We start from the raw sequence: 21,234 nt of genomic DNA, 5'->3' as shown, positions 1-21,234 counted from the left end.
TGCGGGCCCATTAACGGTAGGTGCAAGCGGGTAAATTCCGAGCATCCCGTGATGCAATTCCAGGCATGCCATTACGCGAGCCGTCTATCGGGGCTTGGGGTCAGGACCGGCGTAAGGCGTGCGCCGGATGCTACCGTAGGGAAGGCGGGGGCTTTCGGCGGGCCATGTTTGAGCGTAGCCGCGCCAGCGGCGTAGCGAGTTTGGCCCGACGCCCGCCTGGACGAGGTAGATCCGGATCAAGCACGCCGTGCCGGCCCTGACCCCAAGCCCCGATAGATGGCGTCTTTAAATACCCATCCACCGAATGCCATAAACAAACACTTAAACAAAAAATGCGCTAATGCCGTGTCTGTTGACGGATGCGATCTCTTAAAGCAATTGCCTGATATCGCCGGCAATGACCTTGGCGGGAGCATTGCCGTTGAGCAGCACGCGTGCCTCGCCCTTTTGGTCGAGAATATAAAACGAAGAAGAATGGTTCATGTCGTATTCGCCAGGCGTCTTGCCCGGCGCCTTGGCGTAGTAAGCCTTGAACGACTGCGCGGTTTTATGCAACTGCTCGTCCGAGCCTGTCAGTCCCACGAAGGTGGGATAGAACGCCTTGACGTATGCGCCCATGAGCGCGCCGGTGTCGCGTTCCGGATCGACGCTGATCATGACGACTTGCACTTTTTTCGCATCGTCCTTCAATAGCTGCATGGTTTGAGCCAGCTCGGCCATGGCGGTGGGACAGACATCCGGACAGTGCGTAAAGCCGAAGAACACCACCACCACCTTGCCTTTGTAGTCGGCCAGGGTGCGCACCTGTCCGCTGCTGTCCACCATGGCCATATCGCGTCCGAGATGAGTGCCGCTGATGTCCGTGCCCTGGAATTTGGGCTCGCTTTTACAGCCGGCCAGGGCCAGGGATAATGCGCCGGCGGCGGACAGGGCGATAAAGGTGCGGCGTTGGCTTGAATAGCGGGGCATGAGTAATCCAGGGCCGGTGGAAGTTCGCTGCGGCGTCTTCGCCCAAGGCGCAAGGACGCAGCGCGAGGCCGGCAGTTTAAATCAGGTTGATCCAGTGATCGAGCAAGAGGGCGCCGAACAATAGCGCCAGGTACAGGATCGAAAAACGAAACAGCTTGCGTGCCAGCTCGTCGCTGTACTCCTTGTACAGGCGCCATGCGTAAGAGACAAACAGGCCGCTCAGAATGACAGCCGCGGCCAGATAGACAGGGCCGCTCATGCGGATGACGAAAGGCAGCAGGGTCGTGGCAAACAGCACCAGGCTGTAAAGCAGTATGTGCAGGCGGGTGAACTGCTTGCCGTGGGTGACGGGCAGCATGGGCAGCCCTGATTTGATGTAATCGTTGTTGCGGTACAGGGCCAGCGCCCAGAAGTGCGGGGGTGTCCAGATGAAGATGATCAGCACCAGGATCCAGGCTTCGGCCGGCACGGAATTGGCAACGGCCGCCCAGCCCAGAGCGGGCGGCATGGCGCCGGACAGCCCGCCGATCACGATATTCTGGGGAGTCCGGGGCTTGAGGATGATGGTATAGATGATCGCATAGCCGACAAAGGTGGCGAAGGTCAGCCACATGGTCAGCGGATTGACCCAGTTGTACAGGACCACCATGCCCAGCCCGCCCAGCAGCCCGGAGCCAGCCAGCACCTGTGTATTGGAAATTGTGCCGCGCGCCGTGGCACGCCTGGCGGTACGCAGCATGCGCGCATCGATTTCCTGCTCGATCAGACAATTGATGGCGAAGGCGGCCGCCGCCAGCAGCCAGATACCTATTGTCCCGGCGACCACATTGCGCAGGGCCGGCAGGCCGGGCGTGGCCAGGAACATTCCAATGATGGCGCAAAAGACGGCAAGCTGGGTTACGCGCGGTTTGGTCAGCACCAGATATTGACGCAACAGGCCGGGTTGGGAGGCGGTAGCAGTAATCATAGTGGTATTTTAGACCCTCCAGCGCGCGACAGGCGCACCAGAAGTGTGACGCTGGCCAGCACCAGGCCGGCGGCGCCTCCGTTATGCAGCACGGCAATCAGCAATGGCCACTGGAAAAAGATCGTGGCCAGGCCGGTGCACAACTGGGCCAGAAGCAAGCCCAGCAGCAGATGGGCGGGGCCGCGCAGCCCGGGTTCGCGGCGCATTTTCCAGCCCAGCGTGCCAAGGTAAATAAACACGGCGAAGGCGAAATTGCGGTGCACCCAATGAATGGCGGTGAGGGCGTATTGGGAAATCATTTCGCCCGATGGAAGCAGGCCCAGGCCACGCACCAGGGAATAGCCGTCGCCGAAGTCCATCCGTGGCAGCCACTGGCCATGGCAGGTGGGAAAGTCCATGCAGGCCAGCGCCGCGTAATTGGTGCTGACCCAGCCGCCCAGGGCGATTTGCGTCAGCAGTAGCGCGAAGCCGACCGCCATCCAGGGCCGCCATGCCCGGGCCTGGATGGCAATGGGCAGGTGGCCGCGTTCGCGGGCGGCCAGCCAGGTCATGATGGCAAGCAAGGTCATGCCCAGCAGCAAATGGCTCGTCACGACAATCGGCATGAGCCTGTGAGTAACAGTCCAGGCCCCGAACGCGCCCTGTATGCAGACGGCAAAGAATGCGACAAAGGCCAGGCGCGGCGTGTTGCCCAGGCGTGCCCGGTAGCGCCAGGCCATGTAGACAATGGCAATGATCATCATGCCGAGTATCGAGCCGGCGTAGCGGTGGATCATTTCGATCCAGGCCTTGGAAAAACTGACCGCGCCGTACGGCATGGCCTGCAGGGCCTGTTCGATGTGGCCGCTGGCGCCGATGGGGGTGATTTTTCCGTAGCAGCCTGGCCAATCGGGACAGCCCAGCCCCGAGTCGGTCAGGCGCACGAAAGCGCCGAACATGATCAGGTCCAGCGTCAGAAACCAGGTCATGAAAACGAGTTTTCGATAGCGGGCTTGAATGCGGTCGATCATGGTTGCCTAGCCGATGCGCGAGTTGGCGAGAAGCTTTTTGAGGTCTCCGCGCACCTTGAGGGGATCGGCCTGATCGGGATATTCCATCATCAGATTGCCTATGGGGTCTATGATCCACATCGGCTTTTGCAAGGCGGCGCCGGCATTGGCCGCGTCTGCTTTGGGCGTCAGGTAGGCCGCCAGGCTCTTGGGGTCGGCGCGGACGATGATAGTGCCTTTGTAGGCTTCAAGAATCTTTGCGGGAATGGGGGCGTCGTCGGTAACGAACCAGACGCGTGTCAGGCGTTCCACTTCCTTGCCTTGGCTGGCGTGCGAATTGCGCAGGATGAACAGTTTCCTGACGCAGGATTCGGGGCATGCTCCCTGGTCGGCCGAGAGCAGCACCCATTTGCCGTGCAGGCTGTGCAGGTCGAAGGGCTGGCCGTCCAGCGTACGCAAGGACAGATCGTTTGCGGCCGGCACAGGGCGTTGCGGCTGGATCAGCGTGCCGTAATTGCTTTCGCCATCGGGGCGCAGGCCCAGGCCGGGAACATAATAGGCCAGCAGGGCAAAAATAACCGGGGCCAGACACACCAGGAGCACGCCGATCAGAGGCTTGATCGAGCGCGGCTTGAGCGGTTGGGCTGGCGTAATCGGGTTGGAGCTAGACACGTGGATTCCTTGAGTAATTCAGATTCGATATTCAGGTTTGGGCCGGTGGCGGGCTTTTGGGGGCGGGCGTTTTGCGGCGGCGCAGGGCGCCGACGGCCGTAACCAGCCACGCAATGCCCGCTATGGCGGCAAATGTGAACCATTGCATGGCATAGCCGATGTTCTTGTCGGCATCAAGGGACGGCTGAGGCCATTCTCGACCCAGGCCGTCGCGGTCGTCCGAAGTCTGTTCGACGACCGTCGGCAGCAATTTTAAGCCAGTGGACTGCGCATAGGCATGCAGGTCCAGATTTTGTATCTGTGGCAAGGTGGTGCCCGGGAGCGGCAGTTTCGCTGGAAGCCGGTCCGCCGTGCTGTGATTGAAAGACCACAGCTCGAATAGCCGGGGTACTCGATCGACCAGTTCGCCGCTCAGGGTATGTATGCCTTCAGGAGCGGGTATGGGGGGCAGCGTTTGCCCGGGGCCCAGGGGGCGGGCGAGCCATCCGCGCAATACCAGCACGGCTGTATGGGTACTCGCATCGATCAGCAGGGGCGTGGCGACCCAGTAGCCCGGCATACCCTTGAAATTGCGGTTTTCGAGCAGCACTGTAAATGAGTTCAGCCAGGTGCCGCTGGCCGAGATCTTGCGCCAATTGATGAATTCACTGTCGGGTGTATTGGCGTTAAGATGCAAGGGTATGTGTTGACGCCCCGCGTCGATGGCCTGGCTTATCGCGTGCCGCTCGTCTGCCCGGCGCAGTTGCCAGTTGCCCAAAGAAACAAAAGCGGCAACCAGGACGCCCAGCAAAATAAGGGTGGCAATAGTATGGGTAGTCGTGTGCGTGCGTGCCATGTCTGCAATAATTCCAGTTTTACCGGAGGCTGATATGCGTTTCGTAGTAATCCTGGCTTTTCTGGGGATCTTGGGAAGTCTGGCCTCGGCCCTGTTCTATCTGATGCATGACAAGAGCGGTACGAATCGCACTGTCAATGCCCTGACTGTGCGTATCGGCTTGTCGATAGCCTTATTCCTGTTTGTGCTGTTTGCCCACTACATGGGCTGGATTCAAGCCACCGGAATCCCACAACAGTAAGGGTAGCCGAAAGTCAGAAAAAAGGGCCGGCAGCGCCAGCCCTTTTTGCGGTTCAGGCCGTTAGCCGATCAGAACCAGTATACGAACAAATACAGACCTAGCCATACCACATCGACAAAGTGCCAATACCAGGCTGCGCCTTCAAAACCGAAATGATGATCGGCCGTAAAGTGGCCCTTGATCAGGCGCAGCATGATGATGGTCAGCATGGTGGCGCCGAGAATCACGTGAAAGCCGTGAAAGCCGGTCAACATGTAGAACAGCGAGCCAAAAGCGCCTGAGTTGAAGCGCAGATGCAGTTCGGTGTAGGCATGATGGTATTCGTAGGCCTGGCAAGCCACGAACGAGAAGCCCAGAATCACGGTTACCAGCATCCAGAAGATGGTCTTGCTGCGATGGCTGGCGCGCAGCGCATGGTGGGCAATGGTAAGCGTCAGGCCCGAGGTAAGCAACAGGGCGGTATTGATGGTGGGCAGCCAGAACGGGCCCACCGATTCGAACGGCGTAATGGTTCCCGCCGGCCCGAAATTGGGCCAGGCGCCGGTAAAGTGCGGCCACAGGAAGGTTTGATGATCAAGATTGCTCAACCAGGGCGTGGTGACTTCGCGCACATACCAGAGCGAGCCGAAAAACGCCGCAAAGAACATGACTTCGGAGAAAATGAACCAGGCCATGCTCCAGCGATAGGAGTGATCCACGCGCTGGCTGTTCATGCCCCCTTCGGATTCGCGGATTGCGTCGCCGAACCAGAAAAACAGCACGACGAACAGGCTGAGTATGCCGACAAGGAACAGCCAGAAGCCCGTTTGATAGCTGTTGATCCAGAGGGCGGCGCCGAGCAGGACCATAAATAAACAGAGGGCCGCCCGGATGGGGTGGACCGAATCGGGGGGCACGTAGTAATAAGGTGCCGCCGTGCCTTGGGCCGAGTGGCTTGCACTCATGGTTTTTCTCCTGATGCGAATATATAAAACTGAAAGTGTTAGGTCACGCTCGTTACGACCCACCGGGCGATCAAGACCAATCCCCCGACGAACAATAAGGCCGCAAGCGCGCCCGCAATGATGAGGTGGACCGGATTGAGGTTGGCGATATCCTGGTGATAATCTTTGCCTTTGCGCACGCCGAAAAACGCCCAGGACACCGCTTTGATAGTCTGGAAGAAATTCAGCTTGCGCTGCGAAAGCTCGTGGATATCTTTGCTCATGCCGGTCTGTCAGCTCATCATCATGAGGCCGCCACGCCAGAAGCACCACGCGAAGATCGCAATGACGATCGCGGCGAGTGCCAGTCCGGTGTAGCGGTTGCGGCGGCGTTGTTCAGGAGTCATGACTATGATCTTACTTGACGATAGGGGGCGTTACGAAAGTGTGGTAAGGCGCAGGTGAAGGTATCGTCCATTCCAGGCTGGTAGCGCCTTCCCAAGGTTTGGCCGGTGCAGGCTCGCCGTGTCCGGACCAAGCCTTGAGCGCAACGTACAGAAAGATCAGTTGCGACAGGCCGAACCAGAACGCGCCAATGGTCGCTACCTGGTGGAAGTCGGTGAACTGGGCCGGATAGTCGGCGTAACGACGCGGCATTCCGGCCAGGCCCAGGAAGTGCATGGGGAAGAACGTGACGTTGAACGAAATCATGGTGGACCAGAAATGCCATTTGCCGAGCTTTTCGTCGTACATGCGGCCGGTCCATTTGGGCAGCCAGTAATAGGCGCCGGCAAACATGGCGAACAGCGAGCCCGCCACCAGCACGTAGTGGAAGTGCGCCACCACGTAGTAGGTGTCCTGCACCTGGATATCGATAGGCGCAATGGCCAGGATCAGGCCGGTAAAGCCGCCGATCGTGAACACGAAGATGAAGCCGATCGCAAACAGCATGGGCGTTTCGAAGGTCATGGACCCGCGCCACATGGTGGCTACCCAGTTGAAGACCTTGACGCCCGTGGGAATCGAGATCAGCATCGTTGCGTACATGAAATACAGCTGCGCGGTGACCGGCATGCCGGTCGTGAACATGTGGTGGGCCCAGACCAGGAACGACAGGATGGCGATCGAGGCGGTGGCATACACCATCGACGAGTAGCCGAACAGTTTCTTGCGGGCAAATGCCGGCACGACCTCTGACACGATGCCGAAGGCCGGCAGAATCATGATATAGACCTCGGGATGCCCGAAGAACCAGAATACGTGCTGGTAAAGTACCGGGTCGCCGCCGCCGGCCGCGTTAAAGAAGGTGGTGCCGAAATGGCGATCGGTCAGCAGCATGGTGACGGCTGCAGCCAGCACAGGCATGACGGCGATCAGCAGGTAGGCGGTGATCAGCCAGGTCCAGCAGAACAGCGGCATTTTCATGAGCGTCATGCCAGGCGCACGCATGTTCAGGATGGTGACGATGATGTTGATCGCACCCATGATCGACGAAGCGCCCATGATGTGCACTGCGAAAATCGTGAAGTCCATGCCGGGACCCATTTGCAGCGACAGCGGTGCGTACATGGTCCAGCCGGCGGCATTGGCGCCGCCGGGAGCGAAGAAGGACAGCGTCAGCAAGGTGGCCGCAACCGGCAGCAGCCAGAAGCTGAAGTTGTTCATGCGGGCGAAGGCCATGTCGGACGCGCCGATTTGCAGCGGAACCATCCAGTTGGCAAAGCCCACGAAGGCCGGCATGATCGCACCGAAGATCATGATCAGGCCGTGCATGGTGGTGAACTGGTTGAACAGCTCGGGCTGGAAAAACTGTAGCCCGGGCTCGAACAATTCCGTGCGCAGCAGCAAGGCCAGCGTACCGCCCTCCAGCAGCATGAAGAACGCGAAAATCAGGTACATCGTCCCGATGTCTTTGTGGTTCGTGGCGAACAGCCAGCGCCGCCAGCCGTGAGGCATGGCATGGGCATGGTCTTCATGGCCATGACTGGCTGGAATGTGATCGGCAGTAATACTGCTCATGGTGGACTCCTTCCTACTCAACCGGAGCGCCGAGTCGCGGCTGCTCCGATAATAAACTTACGATTTGTTGTACGTTCGTCCGCTAGCTTAGCGCAAAGCCTTGACGTCTGCAGGCTGAACCACCGGATCCGGGCCTTTGCCTGCATTGCTCCATGCGTTGCGGGTATAGGTGATTGCGGCGGCGATTTCAACATCGCTCAGCTGGTTGCGCCAGGCCGCCATGGCGGTACCGGGGTGGCCGTTGAGCACGGTAAGGATTTGCCCTTTCATGGGGGCGAGCACGAATTTCGCATCGCCGTCCAGTGCCGGGAAAGTACCGGGGATGCCCTTGCCGTTGGCCTGGTGGCACGCAACGCAATTGGCGCCGAATACTTTTTCGCCACGAGCGACAAGTTCTTCTTTGGTCCATTTCTTGTTGGGGTCGTCAGCCGCGCTGGCCATGGCTTTTTTCTGGTCGGCGGCCCACTTGTCGTAGTCTGCCTGCGACACGACTTTGACGACTATAGGCATGAACGCGTGATCTTTGCCACAGAGTTCGGAGCATTGGCCACGGTAGGTGCCGACTTTTTCAGCACGGAACCAGGTATCGCGCAGGAAGCCGGGAATGGCATCCTGCTTGACGCCGAAGTCTGGCACGGCCCAGGAGTGAACCACGTCGGCCGCGGTAAGCACGACACGAACTTTCTTGTTGACGGGGACGACCATGGGCTTGTCGACTTCCATCAGGTAGAACTGGTCGCGAGGCGCCTTGCCCTGTATTTGTTCGCGGGGCGTGGCCAGGTTCGACAGGAACTCGACGCCGGCGGCGGGGCCGTCGGTATATTCGTATCCCCATTTCCACTGGTAGCCCGTTACCTTGACGGTCAGGTCGGCGCTGGAGGTGTCTTTCATGGCGACCACGGTGCGGGTCGCAGGCAAGGCCATGCCGATAACGATGAGGAAAGGGATGATGGTCCAGGCGATTTCGATGGCTGTGTTTTCATGGAATTTGGCGGCTACCACACCACGCGACTTCCGATGCATGATGATGGAATAAAGCATCGTGCCAAACACACCGATGAAAATGATGGTACAGATAATCAGCATCATCCAGTGCAACCACATCACATCGTGAGCGATTTCTGTTACCCCCTGGTGGAGGTTGAGCTGATTGACCTTGGGGCCGCCGGGCATATCTTTAACCTGCGCACTGGCAACGCCCGCTAGCAGCAATGCGCCAGTGCCCAGTAACCCTCTCAACTTCTTCATTCTGACCTCGAAATACGGCGTGTTTTCACCAAAAAAAGACGTGCAGCAATCACAGGCTTTTCCGGAGAACACATAATGATTGGATGGCAGGCATGAAAAAGATGCGCCTCAGACTGCCCGCTCGAATTACTTAGAGACCGCAGAATTATAGCGAACATGCGAGGATCGTGCGTTGCCCGGTCAGCGGATGCCCGTTTCAATTCCATGCAAGTTGTGCCATTGACAACACGCTTACACTACAATTATTACATGAATGACTTACACGTCGGCTCGTTTACTTCGGCGATTAACGAGCGTTATCAACAGCTTGGACATCAGGCTCAGCAATTGCCCCCAAAGGGGTCGCGCCCGCTTACCGTGTCGGGGCGCGTATCGGGCTGGGTTACCGCAAAGGCCACTCATGCGCTGGTGGGCTTACCCGGGGTTCATGTCGAAGACGAAGCGGTTCACATCACCGCGGCCTCATCGCAGCGCATTCCCCTCAAGGCGGTACTGGCGCGGGTTGCCGTCACCTTGCGAGACGCCGGCTGCGCGCGCGGATGGCGTGATGAGCTGCTCGATGTCGTGGGCGAGGGGCGCACCCTCTCTGCGATCGAGCGAGCGGCCATGCGGCCTTTGGGTCTGCTGACGCGAGCGGTGCATTTGAATGCCTGGACACCCAGGGGAAATCTCTGGATTGCGCGTCGTGCGCTTAGCAAAGCCACGAATCCCGGACTGTGGGATACCCTGGTCGGAGGCTTGGTGGGCGCCGGCGAAAGCCTGGATGATTCCTTGTTGCGCGAGAGCAACGAAGAGGCCGGCCTGCTGCCCGCCGAGCTTGAGGGCCGTTCGCCGCTGCGCATGATCATGCGCATGCACAGGCGCTTGCCCGAGGGCTATCAGGTCGAGGACGTGCTGGTCAGTGATTGTGTGCTGGCCGATTCCGTCAAGCCCGAGAACCTGGACGGCGAAGTCAGCGAAATCCGCAACGCTCCGGTCGACGAAATCTGGTCGCTCATCAAAGCCGGTGAATTCACACTGGAAGCCGAGCTGGTCATACTCGAAGGCTTGAAAAAACGGATCGGCAACGCCTGAGTCTGCCAAGGCTCTATCGCATCGGCAGGGGCGTTCCTTGTGGGCTTCGCGGTTGATGCGTCGGCCTGAACGAGTGGCACAAGGCCTCTTTACGAAGCCTGCTGCTCGTGCCAGACGGCCAGGGCATGCTGGGCGGCTGCCCCCAGCGTGTTCGTGTCGACCTCGCGTTGCGCGCTGAAAATCATCAGGGCATAAGGCTCGGCCAGGGCCGATGCTTCCGGGCACAAGGACAGCTCGTCCCCGGCCGAGGGTGAGCGCGTCCGCCAATAATTGATCGCCGATTCCAGTTCAGCCAGAGTATAGGAAGTTTTCATGGAGATTAAGGATTAGACGCTGGGGCAGAGTTCAGTTTAAGCTTACGACACTGCTGTTTGGGAGCATTTGTAGTGACTAGGAGCTGTCATGACCACGCAAAATAGTAACCCTTTTGTTCTACCTGGCTTGGGCCAGAGCGGCGACTTGGGGAAAAACCCCCTGATGGCCAGCCTGGAAATGATGCGGCAGGCATGGCAAGGCATGTCGGGTCCTGGCGGCTTGAGCCAGTCCGCCATGGCGGCTCCGGCGAGTCTTGACGATCTGGATCGCCGTATTGCCGATCTGCAAACCGTTGAAAACTGGCTGCGCATGAATTTGTCCATGCTTTCCAGCACTATACAAGGCATGGAAGTGCAGCGGGCCACCATCGCCACTCTTAAAACCTTTATGAATGCAGGGGGCGTTGGCGTCGCGTCTGCACAGGGGCCTTCACCGCTGGAAGTAGCGTTGGGGCTCAAGCCGGCCGGTGCGTCGGCCGCCCAGGCGCCCGCTGCCGAAAAAGACAAGCCTGCCGCCGCGCCGCAGGCCCAAGCTGACAGTGCAAAGAGTGAACCCGGGGCGCAGGCAGATCAACCGGATCTGGCTGCCATCCAGTCGAGCACTCAGGGTTGGTGGAATATGCTGCAAAAACAGTTCGACAGCCTGGCGGCGGCGACTGCCGCAACCATGCAGGGCGCCGAGGCTGCCGCGGCCCAGGCCGGCGCATCGGCGGCTTCGCCCGATTCAACAGCACATCGGCCTGCGGCCAAAAAGACAGCAGCCAAGCCCGCGGGGTCGTCCCCGCGGGCACCCCGCAAGCGCGCCGCGGCTGCCAGGAAGGCGAATCCTTGATGCGCCGGTAACGCAGCGGCAAGGCCGCATACGCAAAGGCAACATGATGCGGCCTGCGGGCGTACTGCGTCCGCAGGCCCGATCGGTTAATGTTTGTTTTCCACGATTCGTTTTTTATTGATCGACTTATCCAATGCTAAATATAGTTATTCTGGCTGCCGGCCTCGGCAAACGCATGCAGTCCGACCTGCCTAAAGTTTTGCATGCCCTGGCAGGCAAACCCATGCTGGCTCATGTGCTCGACAATGCTCGTCGACTGAACCCCGACCGCATTGTGGTGGTGGTCGGCCATGGCGCCGAGCGGGTGCAGGCCGATTTTTCCGGGCAGGCCGATCTGCAATTCGCGCTGCAGCGCCCGCAACAAGGTACTGGCCACGCCGTGCAGCAAGCCGTGCCGCTGCTGCTTGAACAGCACGATGCGCACGATGCCACCCTGGTGCTGTATGGCGATGTGCCTCTGGTGCAAACCGAAACCTTGCAGCGTCTGCTCCAAGCGCGCGCCGATGGCATGGCCGTGCTGACTGAAACCTTGTCCGACCCCAGCGGCTACGGGCGCATTGTGCGCAATGCGCAGGGACTGGTACAGCGCATTGTCGAGCATAAAGACGCAAACCCTCAGGAACACGCCATTAATGAGGTCAATACCGGGATTCTGGTAGCCCCGACGGCACGCCTGAAAGATTGGCTGTCCCGCATCGACAACAAAAATGCGCAAGGCGAGTATTACCTGACCGACGTGGTCGGCTTGGCCGTGCACGACGGTGTCGCCGTCAATGCCGCGCAGCCCGGCGCTTCCTGGGAAACGCTGGGTGTCAACAGCCGCGTGCAGCAGGCGCAGCTCGAGCGCATCTGGCAGGGCGAGCAGGCGCGCCGCCAGCTTGAACAAGGTGTTACGCTGGCCGACCCGGCGCGTTTCGACTTGCGTGGTTCGCTGATTTGCGGACGCGATGTCTTCATCGATGTGGGTTGCGTGTTCGAAGGGTGCGTCGAGCTGGCCGACGGGGTGCGTGTCGGGCCGCATTGCGTGCTTAAAGATGCGCGCATCGGAGCCGGAACGCATATCGATGCATTCAGCCATATCCAGGAAGCGGTAGTCGCCGACCAGGCGCGTATTGGCCCTTATGCGCGTTTGCGTCCGGGGGCCGATATCGGTTCGCAGGCCCACGTCGGCAATTTTGTGGAAATCAAGAAAAGCCGCCTCGGCCAGGGCTCCAAGGCCAATCATCTGGCTTATATCGGCGATGCGCAAGTGGGTGCGCGGGTCAATATTGGCGCGGGCACCATCACGTGCAATTACGATGGCGTGAACAAGTTTCAGACTATCATCGAAGACGATGCGTTCATCGGCTCCGACTCGCAGCTTGTCGCGCCGGTGCGTGTGGGGCAGGGGGCTACGCTTGGTGCCGGCACCACCCTGACCCGCGATGCCCCCGCGCAGCAGCTTACGATTTCCCGCCCGGCTCAACAAACCATCGCGGGTTGGGCCCGTCCCAGCAAAAAATCCTGATTGTGGCCGACTCTACTGGTTCTCATAAAAAAACGTCGTCGGCCGACGGTCTGGACGCGCCCAGGCGCTACTGGGCCGTATTGACGCTGATGTCGGCCATGTCGGTGGCGACGCTGGACGCGACGGTCGCCAACGTGGCTTTGCCCACGATTGCCCACGAACTGTCCATCGACCCGGCGTCGGTGGTGTGGGTGGTCATCGCCTATAGCCTGATGGTCGTTGTGTCCTTGCTGCCGCTGTCGGCGGTGGCCGAACGCATCGGATTCCGGCGCATGTTCGGGCTGGGCATTACCGTGTTCATGCTGTCTTCACTGGCGTGTGCCTTATCGACATCGCTCGTCGGCCTGGTTTCCGCGCGGATTGCCCAAGGCCTGGGCGCCGCCATGCTGATGTGCCTGTTCGGCGGCCTGGTGCGCAATATTTATCCTTTGCGCAAGCTGGGCTTCGGCATCAGCCTGAATGCCATGTTGGTAGGGGTCATGTCGGTGCTGGGGCCCACGATCGGCGCCTTTATCCTGAGCGTGGCCTCGTGGCCCTGGATCTTTGCGATCAATGTGCCGATCTGTCTGCTGTCTTATCTGGGCATCCGGTTCTTGCCCGATGTGCCGCGCAATCAGGTGCGCTTCGACTGGGTGGCTTGCGCGCTGAGCGTGCTTGCCTTCGGCCTGTCCATTGTTGGCCTGGACGCCCTGGTCAAGGATCCAATACATGCGGCCTGGTGCCTGGCTGTCGCCGGCCTGGCCGGTTGGGTGCTGATGCAGCGCTCGCGCGGCCAGACGGCGCCGCTGGTGCCTGTCGATCTGTTGCGCATCAAGCCTGTGGCCTTTGCCGTGGCGGCGTCGGCCTTTTCGTTTGCCGCGCAAATGGCCTCCTTTGTGTCCCTGCCTTTTTATTTCCAGAAAGTCATGGGGCATAGCTATACCGAAGTGGGGGTGCTGTTGGGGGTCTGGTCCCTGGCCGTGGCTATCATGGCGCCCATAGCGGGCGTGATGTCAGACAGGTTTCCGGTAGCCATTTTGTGCGCCATCGGAGCAGGCTGCATGGCGCTCGGCCTGGCAATCACGATTCTCTTGCCTTTGCATGTGGGTTTTGGCTGGGTCATGGGGGCCATGTTCTTTGGAGGCGTAGGCTTTGGCTTTTTCCAGACTCCGAACAATCGCGCCATGTTGGCCGGGGCTCCCAGGAATCGCAGTGGGGCGGCCGGCGGCATGCAGGCCACCACGCGCGTATTTGGCCAAAGCTCCGGCACGGCGCTGGTCGCCATCGCGTTCACGTCCAGCGCCGCGCATGGCGCCATGCTGGGTGTCGTAGCGGCGATTGTATGTGCCGTGACGGCCTTGTTCATTAATATCGTGCGCCATTTGAACCCTGTTGCGGATCTGGATTTATAAGGCCTATGCGTATCCTGCAACTAAATTTCGAGCGGGGCTGGCGCGGTGGCGAGAGGCAGACTCTGCTGTGCATGCAGGAATTCCGCAGTGCCGGGCACGAGGTTGCGCTGCTTGCACGCCTGAATGGCGAGCTGGCGCGCCATGCGCAGGCCGATGGCTTTGCCGTGCATGCTTATGCCAATGTATGGGGCCTGTGCTGGTTTTTGCTGAGCCGCGGCCGACGCTTCGACATCCTGCATGCGCAAACGGCCAATACCATTACGTGGCTGGCGGTGTTCAAGCTGTGGCTGCGCCGGCCCATAGTCTTTACCCGGCGGACTGCCTTCGACCTGGGCAAGCGGGCTCGCAAGACCGCCTGGAAATGGCGTCGCGCCGATAGGCTGGTTGCGATCAGCGCGGCGGCGGCGGCCGAGCCGCGCCGCCTCGGCCTGGATGTTGTCGTGATCCCCAGCGCCGTTATGGCCAGAACGCTCGATCTGGCCCATGTCCAGGCGTTCTCCGCCCAGTATGGCCTGAAGGGCAAGCGTGTGCTGGCTACCGCGGCCGCCCTGACTCGTGAAAAGGACCCTTGCACGCTGATTCGCGCCGTGCATGATTTGCGTTCGCGGCGCGACGATTTTGTATTTGTGCATTTGGGTGCCGGCGGCGACGCCGAACAGGCCGCTCGCAGCCTGGTGAAGGAGCTGGGTCTGGAAAAGCACTATCTGTTCGCTGGCTTCCAGGAGCGTGTCGAAGACTTGTATCGCATCATGAGTCTGTTTGTGCTGAGTTCGCGGCAGGAGGCCTTGGGTACCAGCGTGCTGGATGCGTTTTTGTATGCGGTGCCGGTGGTGTCGACCAATGCCGGCGGCTTGAAGGAAAGTCTGGCCGGCGGACGCGGCCTGTTGTGCGAAGTAGGCGATTATCGGGCGCTGTCCGCCGCCATGGCCCGTGTGCTGGACGACGCGGCATTGCGCAAGAGCCTTGTCGACAAGGCGCAGGTTTATGTCATGCTGGAGCATGATTCCGCGCGCATGGCGCAACGCTATCTTGCCGAATACAGTCGCTTGCTGGGTACGCGGTTGTAGGTCTCGTGGGGGGCTTTGTGGCCGCCCACAGGGGGGCTGTCTTGTCGCGGCTATTTGTGTTCTTGAGGCGCGGGGGTGGCGGCCCAGGCGGGGTGGAGCTCGCATCGTCCGGTCCTGGCTTTCGCCAGGACTGCCCGCGGCCGCAGCCTGGATCGGGCGGTCGCGGAACTCGCGGGAGCGAACAGCCCCCGGCTGTTCGCAAGCGCCCCGCTCAAACTGTTGTGGTCTAATTTTGGTGGACACTTTTGAAGCGAATCATTATTACTTAATAAGGTGATTCCATGACAAAGAAACAAGAGCCCGGCCATCCTCGCAAGATTGATGCAGCCTTCAAACACGAAGTGGTTCGTTTGGTGCTGGATAAAGATATGTCCCCGCGTGAAGCGGCCATCGCTATGGGAGTAGGTGACACGGCGGTGCGTCGCTGGGTACAACAGCATAAGAGCGCCAATGGGTTACCTCGGCCCAGCGAGCCGTTAACGGTCGAACAACTGCGCATCCGTGAGCTGGAAATCGAGAATCGCCAACTACGCGAGGATAACGATATTCTAAAAAAAGCGTCGGCCTTCTTTGCACGAACCCTCAGATAGGGTTTGATGTCGTTAAGCATTTGCAAACGAAGGCCGTCGTGGTGTCGCGCGCATGTCGATTATTAGGGGTAAGTCGCTCTGGGTATTACAAGTCCCGCCAGGCACCGACACGCTCGATTCGAGATGTACGCGAAGAGGTCTACGTACGGGCTGCTTTTAACGCCAGCCATGAAACCTACGGCAGTCGCCGTATCGTCTTGGCCGTACGCAGCCAGGGACTGAGCATTGGGCGCTATCGAGTCCGTAAGCTCATGAGGCAGGCACAGTTAACACCTCGCTGGAAGCGTCGGTTTGTCACCTCCCCTAACAGCCACCCGAATGTACGAGTGGGCCAGAACCTCCTTAATCGGCAGTTCTCAGTACAACAACCCAATCAATCATGGGTCTGTGACATTACGCATGTGGGCACCGGACGAGGATGGCTTTATCTGGCGGCGGTGCTCGATCTGTACTCACGCAAAGTCGTCGGATGGGCCAGCTCCACCAAGCTGGGCGGCAGCCTGGTCATACAGGCCTTGGATATGGCCATGGTTCAGCGCCATCCTCCTCGTGGCCTGGTACTGCATTCTGATCGAGGCTCACAGTTCACCGGTGATGCTTACCAACAGTATTTGCACCGATACGGCATCCAATGCAGTATGAGCCGAGCCGGAAACTGTTGGGATAACGCCGTAATGGAACGGTTCTTTTTAAGTCTGAAGCGTGAATGGCTCTGGCCGCAACGCTATGCCAATCAAAGTGAGGCCGCTAAAGATATCGCTCGGTATATCCATCTGTTCTATAACCCCATTCGTATGCATTCCACATTGGGTTACTTGGCGCCCGATGTTTATGAGAAAGTAGAAGCCAGAAAAACTCGCCTGAAACTGTCCACTAAAACTTGACCACTACAAACAACCGCTCCCTTGAATCCCGATCCAGGCTGCGGCCGCGGCGGACTCAAGCTCGCCCACCCCGCCTGGGCCGCCACCCCCGCTTGCGTTGACGTTTTTTGTGCGGTCGCAGGCTGACGTTTTTTGCATGACCACAGGCCGGTGCGACCATGAGGGGATTGCGCGGGTGCCAAGCCCGCTTCTAAGCGGTGTCTTTCAGGATGGCTTGCAGAAATAGGCGGGTGCGGGCTTCCTTGGGGTTTTTGAAGATCACGTCGGGCACGCCGGCTTCGATGACGCGGCCGCCGTCCATGACGACTACGGTGTCGGCAACTTCTTTGGCGAAGGCCATTTCATGAGTGACGACCATCATGGTCATGCCTTCTTTGGCCAGCAGCTTCATTACCTGCAGCACTTCGCCCACCAGTTCGGGGTCGAGCGCCGAGGTGGGCTCGTCGAACAGCATGACCTTGGGCTCCATGGCCAGGGCGCGGGCAATGGCCACGCGCTGTTTTTGCCCGCCCGATAAACTGGCCGGCATGGCCGATGATTTTTCCGCCAGGCCGACCTTGGCCAGCAGCGCTTCGCCCAGCTGTTCGCTTTGCGCGGCGCTCATGCCGCGCAGCGTCTTGGGCCCGATGCTGACATTGTGCAATACGCTTAAATGCGGGAACAGGTTGAACGACTGGAATACCATGCCGACTTGGGTGCGCAGGCGATTGAGGTCTTTCTCGGCCAGCATGGTGCCGTTGTTGGTGAGGCGCTGGCCGCAGATATCGATGGTGCCTTGCTGGGCGATTTCCAGGCCGTTGCAGCAACGCAGCAGGGTGCTTTTTCCCGAGCCGCTGGGGCCGATGACCACCACGACCTGAGACAAATCGACCTCGAGGTCTATGCCTTTCAGTACCAGGTTGCTGCCGAAGGATTTATGCAACTGGCTGATTTTAATCATGGCGGGCGTGGTCATTGCACCATTCCTCCGGCTTTGAGGTGGAGTTCGATACGGCGCAGCGCCAGGGTGGTGACGGAGGTCATGACCCAGTAAACCAGGGCGATGACCAGGTAGGTTTCCAGTGATCGATAGGAAACGCTGATGATCTTTTGCCCTTCGTGCATCAGGTCGTGGATGGTGACCAGCGATACCAGTGCCGAGTTCTTGATAAGCGCAATAAATTCGTTGCCCAAGGGGGGAATCATGCGCACGAAGGCTTGGGGCAGGATGATTTTCATCATGGCCTGGGTCGACGACATGCCCAGGGACCGCGCGGCTTCCATTTGCCCGCGGTCGACCGATTGGATCGCACCGCGCACGACTTCGGACACATACGAAGCGGAATACATGCCCAGTCCCAGCATCCCGCAAGCGAAGGCCGGCAGCAGTATACCGAAGCGCGGCAAACCGAAAAACCAGATGAAGAGCTGGACCAGCAAGGGGGTGCCGCGAAAGCAGGACAGATAAACGCTGCACACGCCGTACAGCACCTTGCGTTGCGGATTCAAATGGCCTATGCCGATGAGCAGCCCCAGCACACAGGACAGCAGCAGGGCGCATACCGTGACCTCGACGGTGACGGTGGCGCCATGCAGCAGCGATACCCAGTCGGTCAGGACCGGGGTGAAGTCGAAGTTCATTGAGCGGCCTCGAACCACTTGTCGACGATTTTCTTGTAGGTGCCGTTGGCCTTGATGCGTTTCAAGGCTTCGTTGAAGCTCTTGGTAAGCTCGGGCTGGTCTTTGCTGACGGCGATGCCGTATTCCTCGGTGGTGATTTGCTCGGGTAGAACCGTCAGGGCGGGGTTGTGCTGCGCATAGAGCTTGGCCGCGGGCTTGCCGGTGACGGCGGCATCGGCGCGTCCGACATTGACCAGGTTAAACATTTCTTCGTTTTTCTCGACCTCGACGCGCGTTACCTTGGGGTAGTTGTCTTGCAGGTATTTCACCGATTTGGTGCCGACCTGCACCGAAACTTTTTTGCCGTCCAGGTCTTTGAGGGTTTTGATCGGGCCGTCTTTTTTCGTTAGAACGACCAGGCCGCCGGCGTAATAGGGGTCGGTGAAATCGACCACCTTTTTACGCGCGTCGGTAATGTAGATGGCCGACTGGGCGGCATCGGCACGGCCCGACACAATCGCCGGGATCAAGCCCTTGAAGTCAATGTCGGTCCATTCGATTTTCTTGCCCATTTCTTTGGCCAGGGCTTCGGTAATCTCGATGTCGAAGCCGGTTCGATGGCCGTCTTTGGTGAATTCCATGGGTGGAAAGGTGGGGTCGGTGACGATGCGGATGGTATCGGAGGCGGCTTGGCTGACGGCCGCAAAACAGCCGAGTGTCAAGGTCAGGAATGCGGCAAGCAGGGTTTTGCGGGATGTCATGGTGGCTCCTTGGGCAAAGAACAAATCAATAATGTGCAAGAAACGAATAAAGAGTTTTACCGCCTTGTGGATATGCATGGCAAGGCAATTCCTTTTCTACTGGTCCGCGCTTGGGCGCTGTTATTTAAATAATCGGCCGGCAAAGCATAAGCTTAGCCAGATTTCCTGGAAAAGAAGAGCCTCATGCCTGAAAGAATGATGTAAATGGGATAAACCCCTAGGCTGGACGCCAGGATATTGAGGGACGCGGGGGATCTTGAGAATGTGCTGGCAAGGGGCGACCTTTTTTGCGGTCGCCCGCCATCGACGCGCCTATCGTTTGTCGTCGGAATGAATATCCAGCGCTTCCAGGAAGCGCGAGACCATGTTGTAGGTGGCGATGGTGGCGGTGAGCTCCACAAGCTGCTTGGCGTCGAAATGGGGCTGGACCGCGCCGAAGACTTCCTTGGGCACCTGCACATGGCGGGTCATGGCATCGGTGTAGGCCAGCACCGCGCGTTCGCGCTCGCTGAACAGCGTCGAGCTTTCCCAGTCGTTCAGGGCGTCGAGCTGGGCCTGGCTCATGCCTTCTTTCAACGCGATGGGCGCGTGCTGATCGGCTTCGTAGGGCGCGCCGTTGAGCAGCGCCACGCGCATGATGATCATTTCGCGCAGTTGGCCCGGGATCGAATTGCGCAGCCGGATACCTGTCAGGTGATTGAGCCAGCCTCGTGCTATGTCGGGGCTGTGCAGCAGCATTTGATACAGATGCAGGACACTGCCGCGTTCGGCAACGATTTGATCTACCAGTGGGGCGGCTGCCGGGCTTGTGAGGTCGGCATAGGGAAGGCGGGCCATGTCTGTCCTTTCGATGGGAATATATAGGGTAAGAAGAATTGATTGCGTTGGGTCCGCGCCGGCCCGGTCAGCCCCTGCCGTGTATGCGCCGTACACCCAGGGATACCGTATAGCAAATAATGAAATAGACCAGTCCGGCGAAGAACAGGGCCTCTACCACGTCGCCATTGCGTTCGCCGATTCCGTAGGTTTGTCCGAAAAAATCGGCCAGTGCTATCACGTACACCAGCGAAGTATCCTGGAACAGGATGATACCTTGGGTGAGCAGCAGCGGCACCATGTTGCGAAAGGCCTGAGGCAGGACGACGAGCCACATCGACTGCCCGTAGGTCATGCCCAGGGCGTAGGCGGCGTGTTGCTGCCTGCCCGAGACGCTTTGAATGCCGGCGCGGATTATTTCCGAATAATAGGCGGCCTCATACAGGGCAAAGGCCACCAGCGCCGACACCATGCGCATATCGGTTGCGGCCGATATGCCCAGCAGCGACTGGAACAGGTCTGGAACGATCAGGAAGAACCACAGCAGCACCATTACCAGGGGCACCAGGCGAAACACGGTAACGTAAGTGGCGGCCGCAACGTTCAGTATTCGGTAGGAGGACAGCCGCATCAGCGCAACCAGCGTGCCCCAGACAATGCCCGCCGCCATGGCAACGAAGGTGATCTGCAGCGACACCAGCATTCCGCGGCCAAGCAGGTTGAACGCGTTTGGATTCAGCCAGGTGAAATCGAGTCCGAAAATCATCGAGGTTTATTTCCTTAACGACATGCCAGGGACGCGGCACGCTCTTTCCACCATCCACATGACGGCCATCACGCATACGCTGATGACGGCGTACAGCAGCGTGACGGCGGTGAACGATTCGTATGAGTGCGCGGTGTAATCGACCAGTTGACGGCCTTGCGCGGCCAGTTCCATGAGCCCTATGGTTGAGGCGATCGCCGAGTTCTTGAAGATATTCAGGAACTCGGAGGTAATGGGAGGAAGGACAATGCGAAACGATACGGGCAGCAGTATGTAGCGGTAGGTTTGCATCATGGTCAGGCCCATGGCCAGCCCGGCGTATTTCTGGCCGCGGGGCAGCGAATTGATGCCGGACCGGACCTGCTCGCAGACGCGTGCCGCCGTGAATACGCCCAGGCATGCGACGGCGGCGATGAATTGCTGGGTAAAAGGGGGCAAGTGCTTGAAATCGACCCCGTACGGCATGATTTCGGGAATGGCAAAGTACCAGATGAAAAACTGCACCAGCAACGGCACGTTGCGAAACAGTTCGACATAAGCAGCGCCGATTGCGCGCAAGCTGCGGCTGGGCAGAGTGCGCATCACGCCCAGCAGGGTTCCCAGCGCCAGCGCAATAAGCCATGCCGACAGGCCCAGCGCCAGGGTTACTTCGAACCCCGATAGCATCCAGTCGAGAAAAGTTTGGTTCTTGGAGGCGTGTTGCAGGAATACACCCCAATCCCAGTGATATGACATAGTGCGCTCGCAATACGGTACGGTGCCGGACCCGC

Annotated in this window: 24 protein-coding genes; 7 read left to right on the top strand and 17 right to left on the bottom strand. The window is 59.3% G+C overall.

What is annotated here, in order from left to right; genetic code table 11:
* Positions 1–369 precede the first annotated feature (369 nt).
* The 5 genes from ACYVIS_RS02390 to ACYVIS_RS02370 all read right to left on the bottom strand — a co-directional run bounded on the left by ACYVIS_RS02390 (position 370) and on the right by ACYVIS_RS02370 (position 4,432).
* On the bottom strand, positions 370–969 hold the full coding sequence (locus ACYVIS_RS02390; protein WP_232742139.1) for an SCO family protein: 600 nt from the start codon (positions 967–969) through the stop codon (positions 370–372).
* A gap of 76 nt (positions 970–1,045) precedes the next feature.
* Entirely contained in the window at positions 1,046–1,936 is an 891-nt protein-coding gene (gene cyoE, locus ACYVIS_RS02385) for a heme o synthase (RefSeq protein ID WP_232742140.1), read from the bottom strand.
* Positions 1,933–2,943, bottom strand: a complete 1,011-nt coding sequence (locus tag ACYVIS_RS02380) for a COX15/CtaA family protein (protein ID WP_460873192.1) — start codon at positions 2,941–2,943, stop codon at positions 1,933–1,935. Before ACYVIS_RS02380 ends, cyoE begins: the two co-directional genes overlap by 4 nt.
* A 9-nt stretch (positions 2,944–2,952) precedes the next feature.
* A complete protein-coding gene (locus ACYVIS_RS02375) occupies positions 2,953–3,597 on the bottom strand; it encodes an SCO family protein (protein ID WP_460873152.1) in 645 nt (214 codons plus the stop codon).
* 31 nt (positions 3,598–3,628) lie between these two features.
* Positions 3,629–4,432: an SURF1 family protein gene (locus ACYVIS_RS02370; RefSeq protein WP_460873151.1), complete on the bottom strand. Its 804-nt coding sequence runs from the start codon at positions 4,430–4,432 to the stop codon at positions 3,629–3,631.
* Positions 4,433–4,466: 34 nt separating this feature from the next.
* On the opposite strand from ACYVIS_RS02370, the gene ACYVIS_RS02365 reads away from it, so the two are divergent.
* Positions 4,467–4,673 (top strand): twin transmembrane helix small protein, encoded by a 207-nt coding sequence (locus tag ACYVIS_RS02365; RefSeq protein ID WP_232742143.1) that lies wholly within the window; start codon positions 4,467–4,469, stop codon positions 4,671–4,673.
* A 68-nt stretch (positions 4,674–4,741) separates the two neighbouring features.
* Here the strand turns inward: ACYVIS_RS02365 and ACYVIS_RS02360 are convergent, their stop codons facing one another.
* The 5 genes from ACYVIS_RS02360 to coxB all read right to left on the bottom strand — a co-directional run bounded on the left by ACYVIS_RS02360 (position 4,742) and on the right by coxB (position 8,788).
* Positions 4,742–5,617 carry a cytochrome c oxidase subunit 3 gene (locus ACYVIS_RS02360; RefSeq protein ID WP_232742144.1) on the bottom strand — a complete coding sequence of 292 codons (876 nt, stop codon included), beginning with the start codon at positions 5,615–5,617 and terminating at the stop codon, positions 4,742–4,744.
* A 38-nt stretch (positions 5,618–5,655) separates the two neighbouring features.
* Positions 5,656–5,880, bottom strand: a complete 225-nt coding sequence (locus ACYVIS_RS02355) for a DUF2970 domain-containing protein (RefSeq protein ID WP_232742145.1) — start codon at positions 5,878–5,880, stop codon at positions 5,656–5,658.
* Between the two features lie 9 nt (positions 5,881–5,889).
* A complete protein-coding gene (locus tag ACYVIS_RS02350) occupies positions 5,890–6,003 on the bottom strand; it encodes a cytochrome oxidase small assembly protein (RefSeq protein ID WP_232742146.1) in 114 nt (37 codons plus the stop codon).
* A gap of 10 nt (positions 6,004–6,013) precedes the next feature.
* Positions 6,014–7,615, bottom strand: coding sequence for a cytochrome c oxidase subunit I (gene ctaD / locus ACYVIS_RS02345; RefSeq protein ID WP_232742147.1), 1,602 nt, complete (start codon positions 7,613–7,615; stop codon positions 6,014–6,016).
* Between the two features lie 87 nt (positions 7,616–7,702).
* A complete protein-coding gene (gene coxB / locus ACYVIS_RS02340; protein ID WP_370635904.1) occupies positions 7,703–8,788 on the bottom strand; it encodes a cytochrome c oxidase subunit II in 1,086 nt (361 codons plus the stop codon).
* A gap of 324 nt (positions 8,789–9,112) precedes the next feature.
* Between coxB and ACYVIS_RS02335 the strand changes: the two genes are divergently transcribed.
* On the top strand, positions 9,113–9,937 hold the full coding sequence (locus tag ACYVIS_RS02335) for an NUDIX hydrolase (RefSeq protein ID WP_460873150.1): 825 nt from the start codon (positions 9,113–9,115) through the stop codon (positions 9,935–9,937).
* A gap of 89 nt (positions 9,938–10,026) precedes the next feature.
* On the opposite strand, the gene ACYVIS_RS02330 is transcribed toward ACYVIS_RS02335, so the two are convergent.
* Positions 10,027–10,251, bottom strand: coding sequence for a DUF3717 domain-containing protein (locus ACYVIS_RS02330; protein ID WP_460873149.1), 225 nt, complete (start codon positions 10,249–10,251; stop codon positions 10,027–10,029).
* Positions 10,252–10,339: 88 nt separating this feature from the next.
* Here ACYVIS_RS02330 and ACYVIS_RS02325 point away from each other — a divergent pair, with 88 nt between their 5' ends.
* From ACYVIS_RS02325 to ACYVIS_RS02305, 5 genes are all read left to right on the top strand, one after another.
* Entirely contained in the window at positions 10,340–11,083 is a 744-nt protein-coding gene (locus tag ACYVIS_RS02325; RefSeq protein ID WP_232742151.1) for a PhaM family polyhydroxyalkanoate granule multifunctional regulatory protein, read from the top strand.
* Between the two features lie 133 nt (positions 11,084–11,216).
* Positions 11,217–12,590 (top strand): bifunctional UDP-N-acetylglucosamine diphosphorylase/glucosamine-1-phosphate N-acetyltransferase GlmU, encoded by a 1,374-nt coding sequence (gene glmU / locus ACYVIS_RS02320; RefSeq protein ID WP_460873148.1) that lies wholly within the window; start codon positions 11,217–11,219, stop codon positions 12,588–12,590.
* A complete protein-coding gene (locus ACYVIS_RS02315) occupies positions 12,587–13,981 on the top strand; it encodes an MFS transporter (protein ID WP_370636017.1) in 1,395 nt (464 codons plus the stop codon). The genes glmU and ACYVIS_RS02315 overlap by 4 nt, the downstream gene beginning before the upstream one ends.
* 5 nt (positions 13,982–13,986) lie before the next feature.
* Entirely contained in the window at positions 13,987–15,048 is a 1,062-nt protein-coding gene (locus ACYVIS_RS02310) for a glycosyltransferase family 4 protein (RefSeq protein WP_460873146.1), read from the top strand.
* 281 nt (positions 15,049–15,329) lie between these two features.
* A protein-coding gene (locus ACYVIS_RS02305) for an IS3 family transposase (RefSeq protein ID WP_460873145.1) occupies positions 15,330–16,522 on the top strand; the annotation gives its coding sequence in 2 pieces (ribosomal slippage) (positions 15,330–15,609 and positions 15,609–16,522; 1,194 coding nt in all).
* Between the two features lie 190 nt (positions 16,523–16,712).
* On the opposite strand, the gene ACYVIS_RS02300 is transcribed toward ACYVIS_RS02305, so the two are convergent.
* The 6 genes from ACYVIS_RS02300 to ACYVIS_RS02275 form a co-directional block, all read right to left on the bottom strand.
* Positions 16,713–17,477, bottom strand: a complete 765-nt coding sequence (locus ACYVIS_RS02300; protein ID WP_305072052.1) for an amino acid ABC transporter ATP-binding protein — start codon at positions 17,475–17,477, stop codon at positions 16,713–16,715.
* The gene (locus ACYVIS_RS02295) at positions 17,474–18,142 is read right to left on the bottom strand and encodes an amino acid ABC transporter permease (RefSeq protein ID WP_232742155.1); all 669 of its coding nucleotides are present in this window, start codon (positions 18,140–18,142) and stop codon (positions 17,474–17,476) included. The genes ACYVIS_RS02300 and ACYVIS_RS02295 overlap by 4 nt, the downstream gene beginning before the upstream one ends.
* Positions 18,139–18,882 (bottom strand): transporter substrate-binding domain-containing protein, encoded by a 744-nt coding sequence (locus ACYVIS_RS02290; RefSeq protein WP_232742156.1) that lies wholly within the window; start codon positions 18,880–18,882, stop codon positions 18,139–18,141. The genes ACYVIS_RS02295 and ACYVIS_RS02290 overlap by 4 nt, the downstream gene beginning before the upstream one ends.
* A gap of 312 nt (positions 18,883–19,194) precedes the next feature.
* Positions 19,195–19,719, bottom strand: coding sequence for a carboxymuconolactone decarboxylase family protein (locus tag ACYVIS_RS02285; protein WP_232742157.1), 525 nt, complete (start codon positions 19,717–19,719; stop codon positions 19,195–19,197).
* A 67-nt stretch (positions 19,720–19,786) separates the two neighbouring features.
* Entirely contained in the window at positions 19,787–20,464 is a 678-nt protein-coding gene (locus ACYVIS_RS02280; protein WP_460873144.1) for an ABC transporter permease subunit, read from the bottom strand.
* A gap of 6 nt (positions 20,465–20,470) precedes the next feature.
* Positions 20,471–21,199, bottom strand: coding sequence for an amino acid ABC transporter permease (locus ACYVIS_RS02275; RefSeq protein WP_460873143.1), 729 nt, complete (start codon positions 21,197–21,199; stop codon positions 20,471–20,473).
* Positions 21,200–21,234: the final 35 nt, after the last annotated feature.

The sequence above is a fragment of the Paralcaligenes ginsengisoli genome, assembly GCF_054781135.1.
Note: the sequence above shows the minus strand (reverse complement) of the source record. Positions and strands in the feature narration are given on the sequence as shown.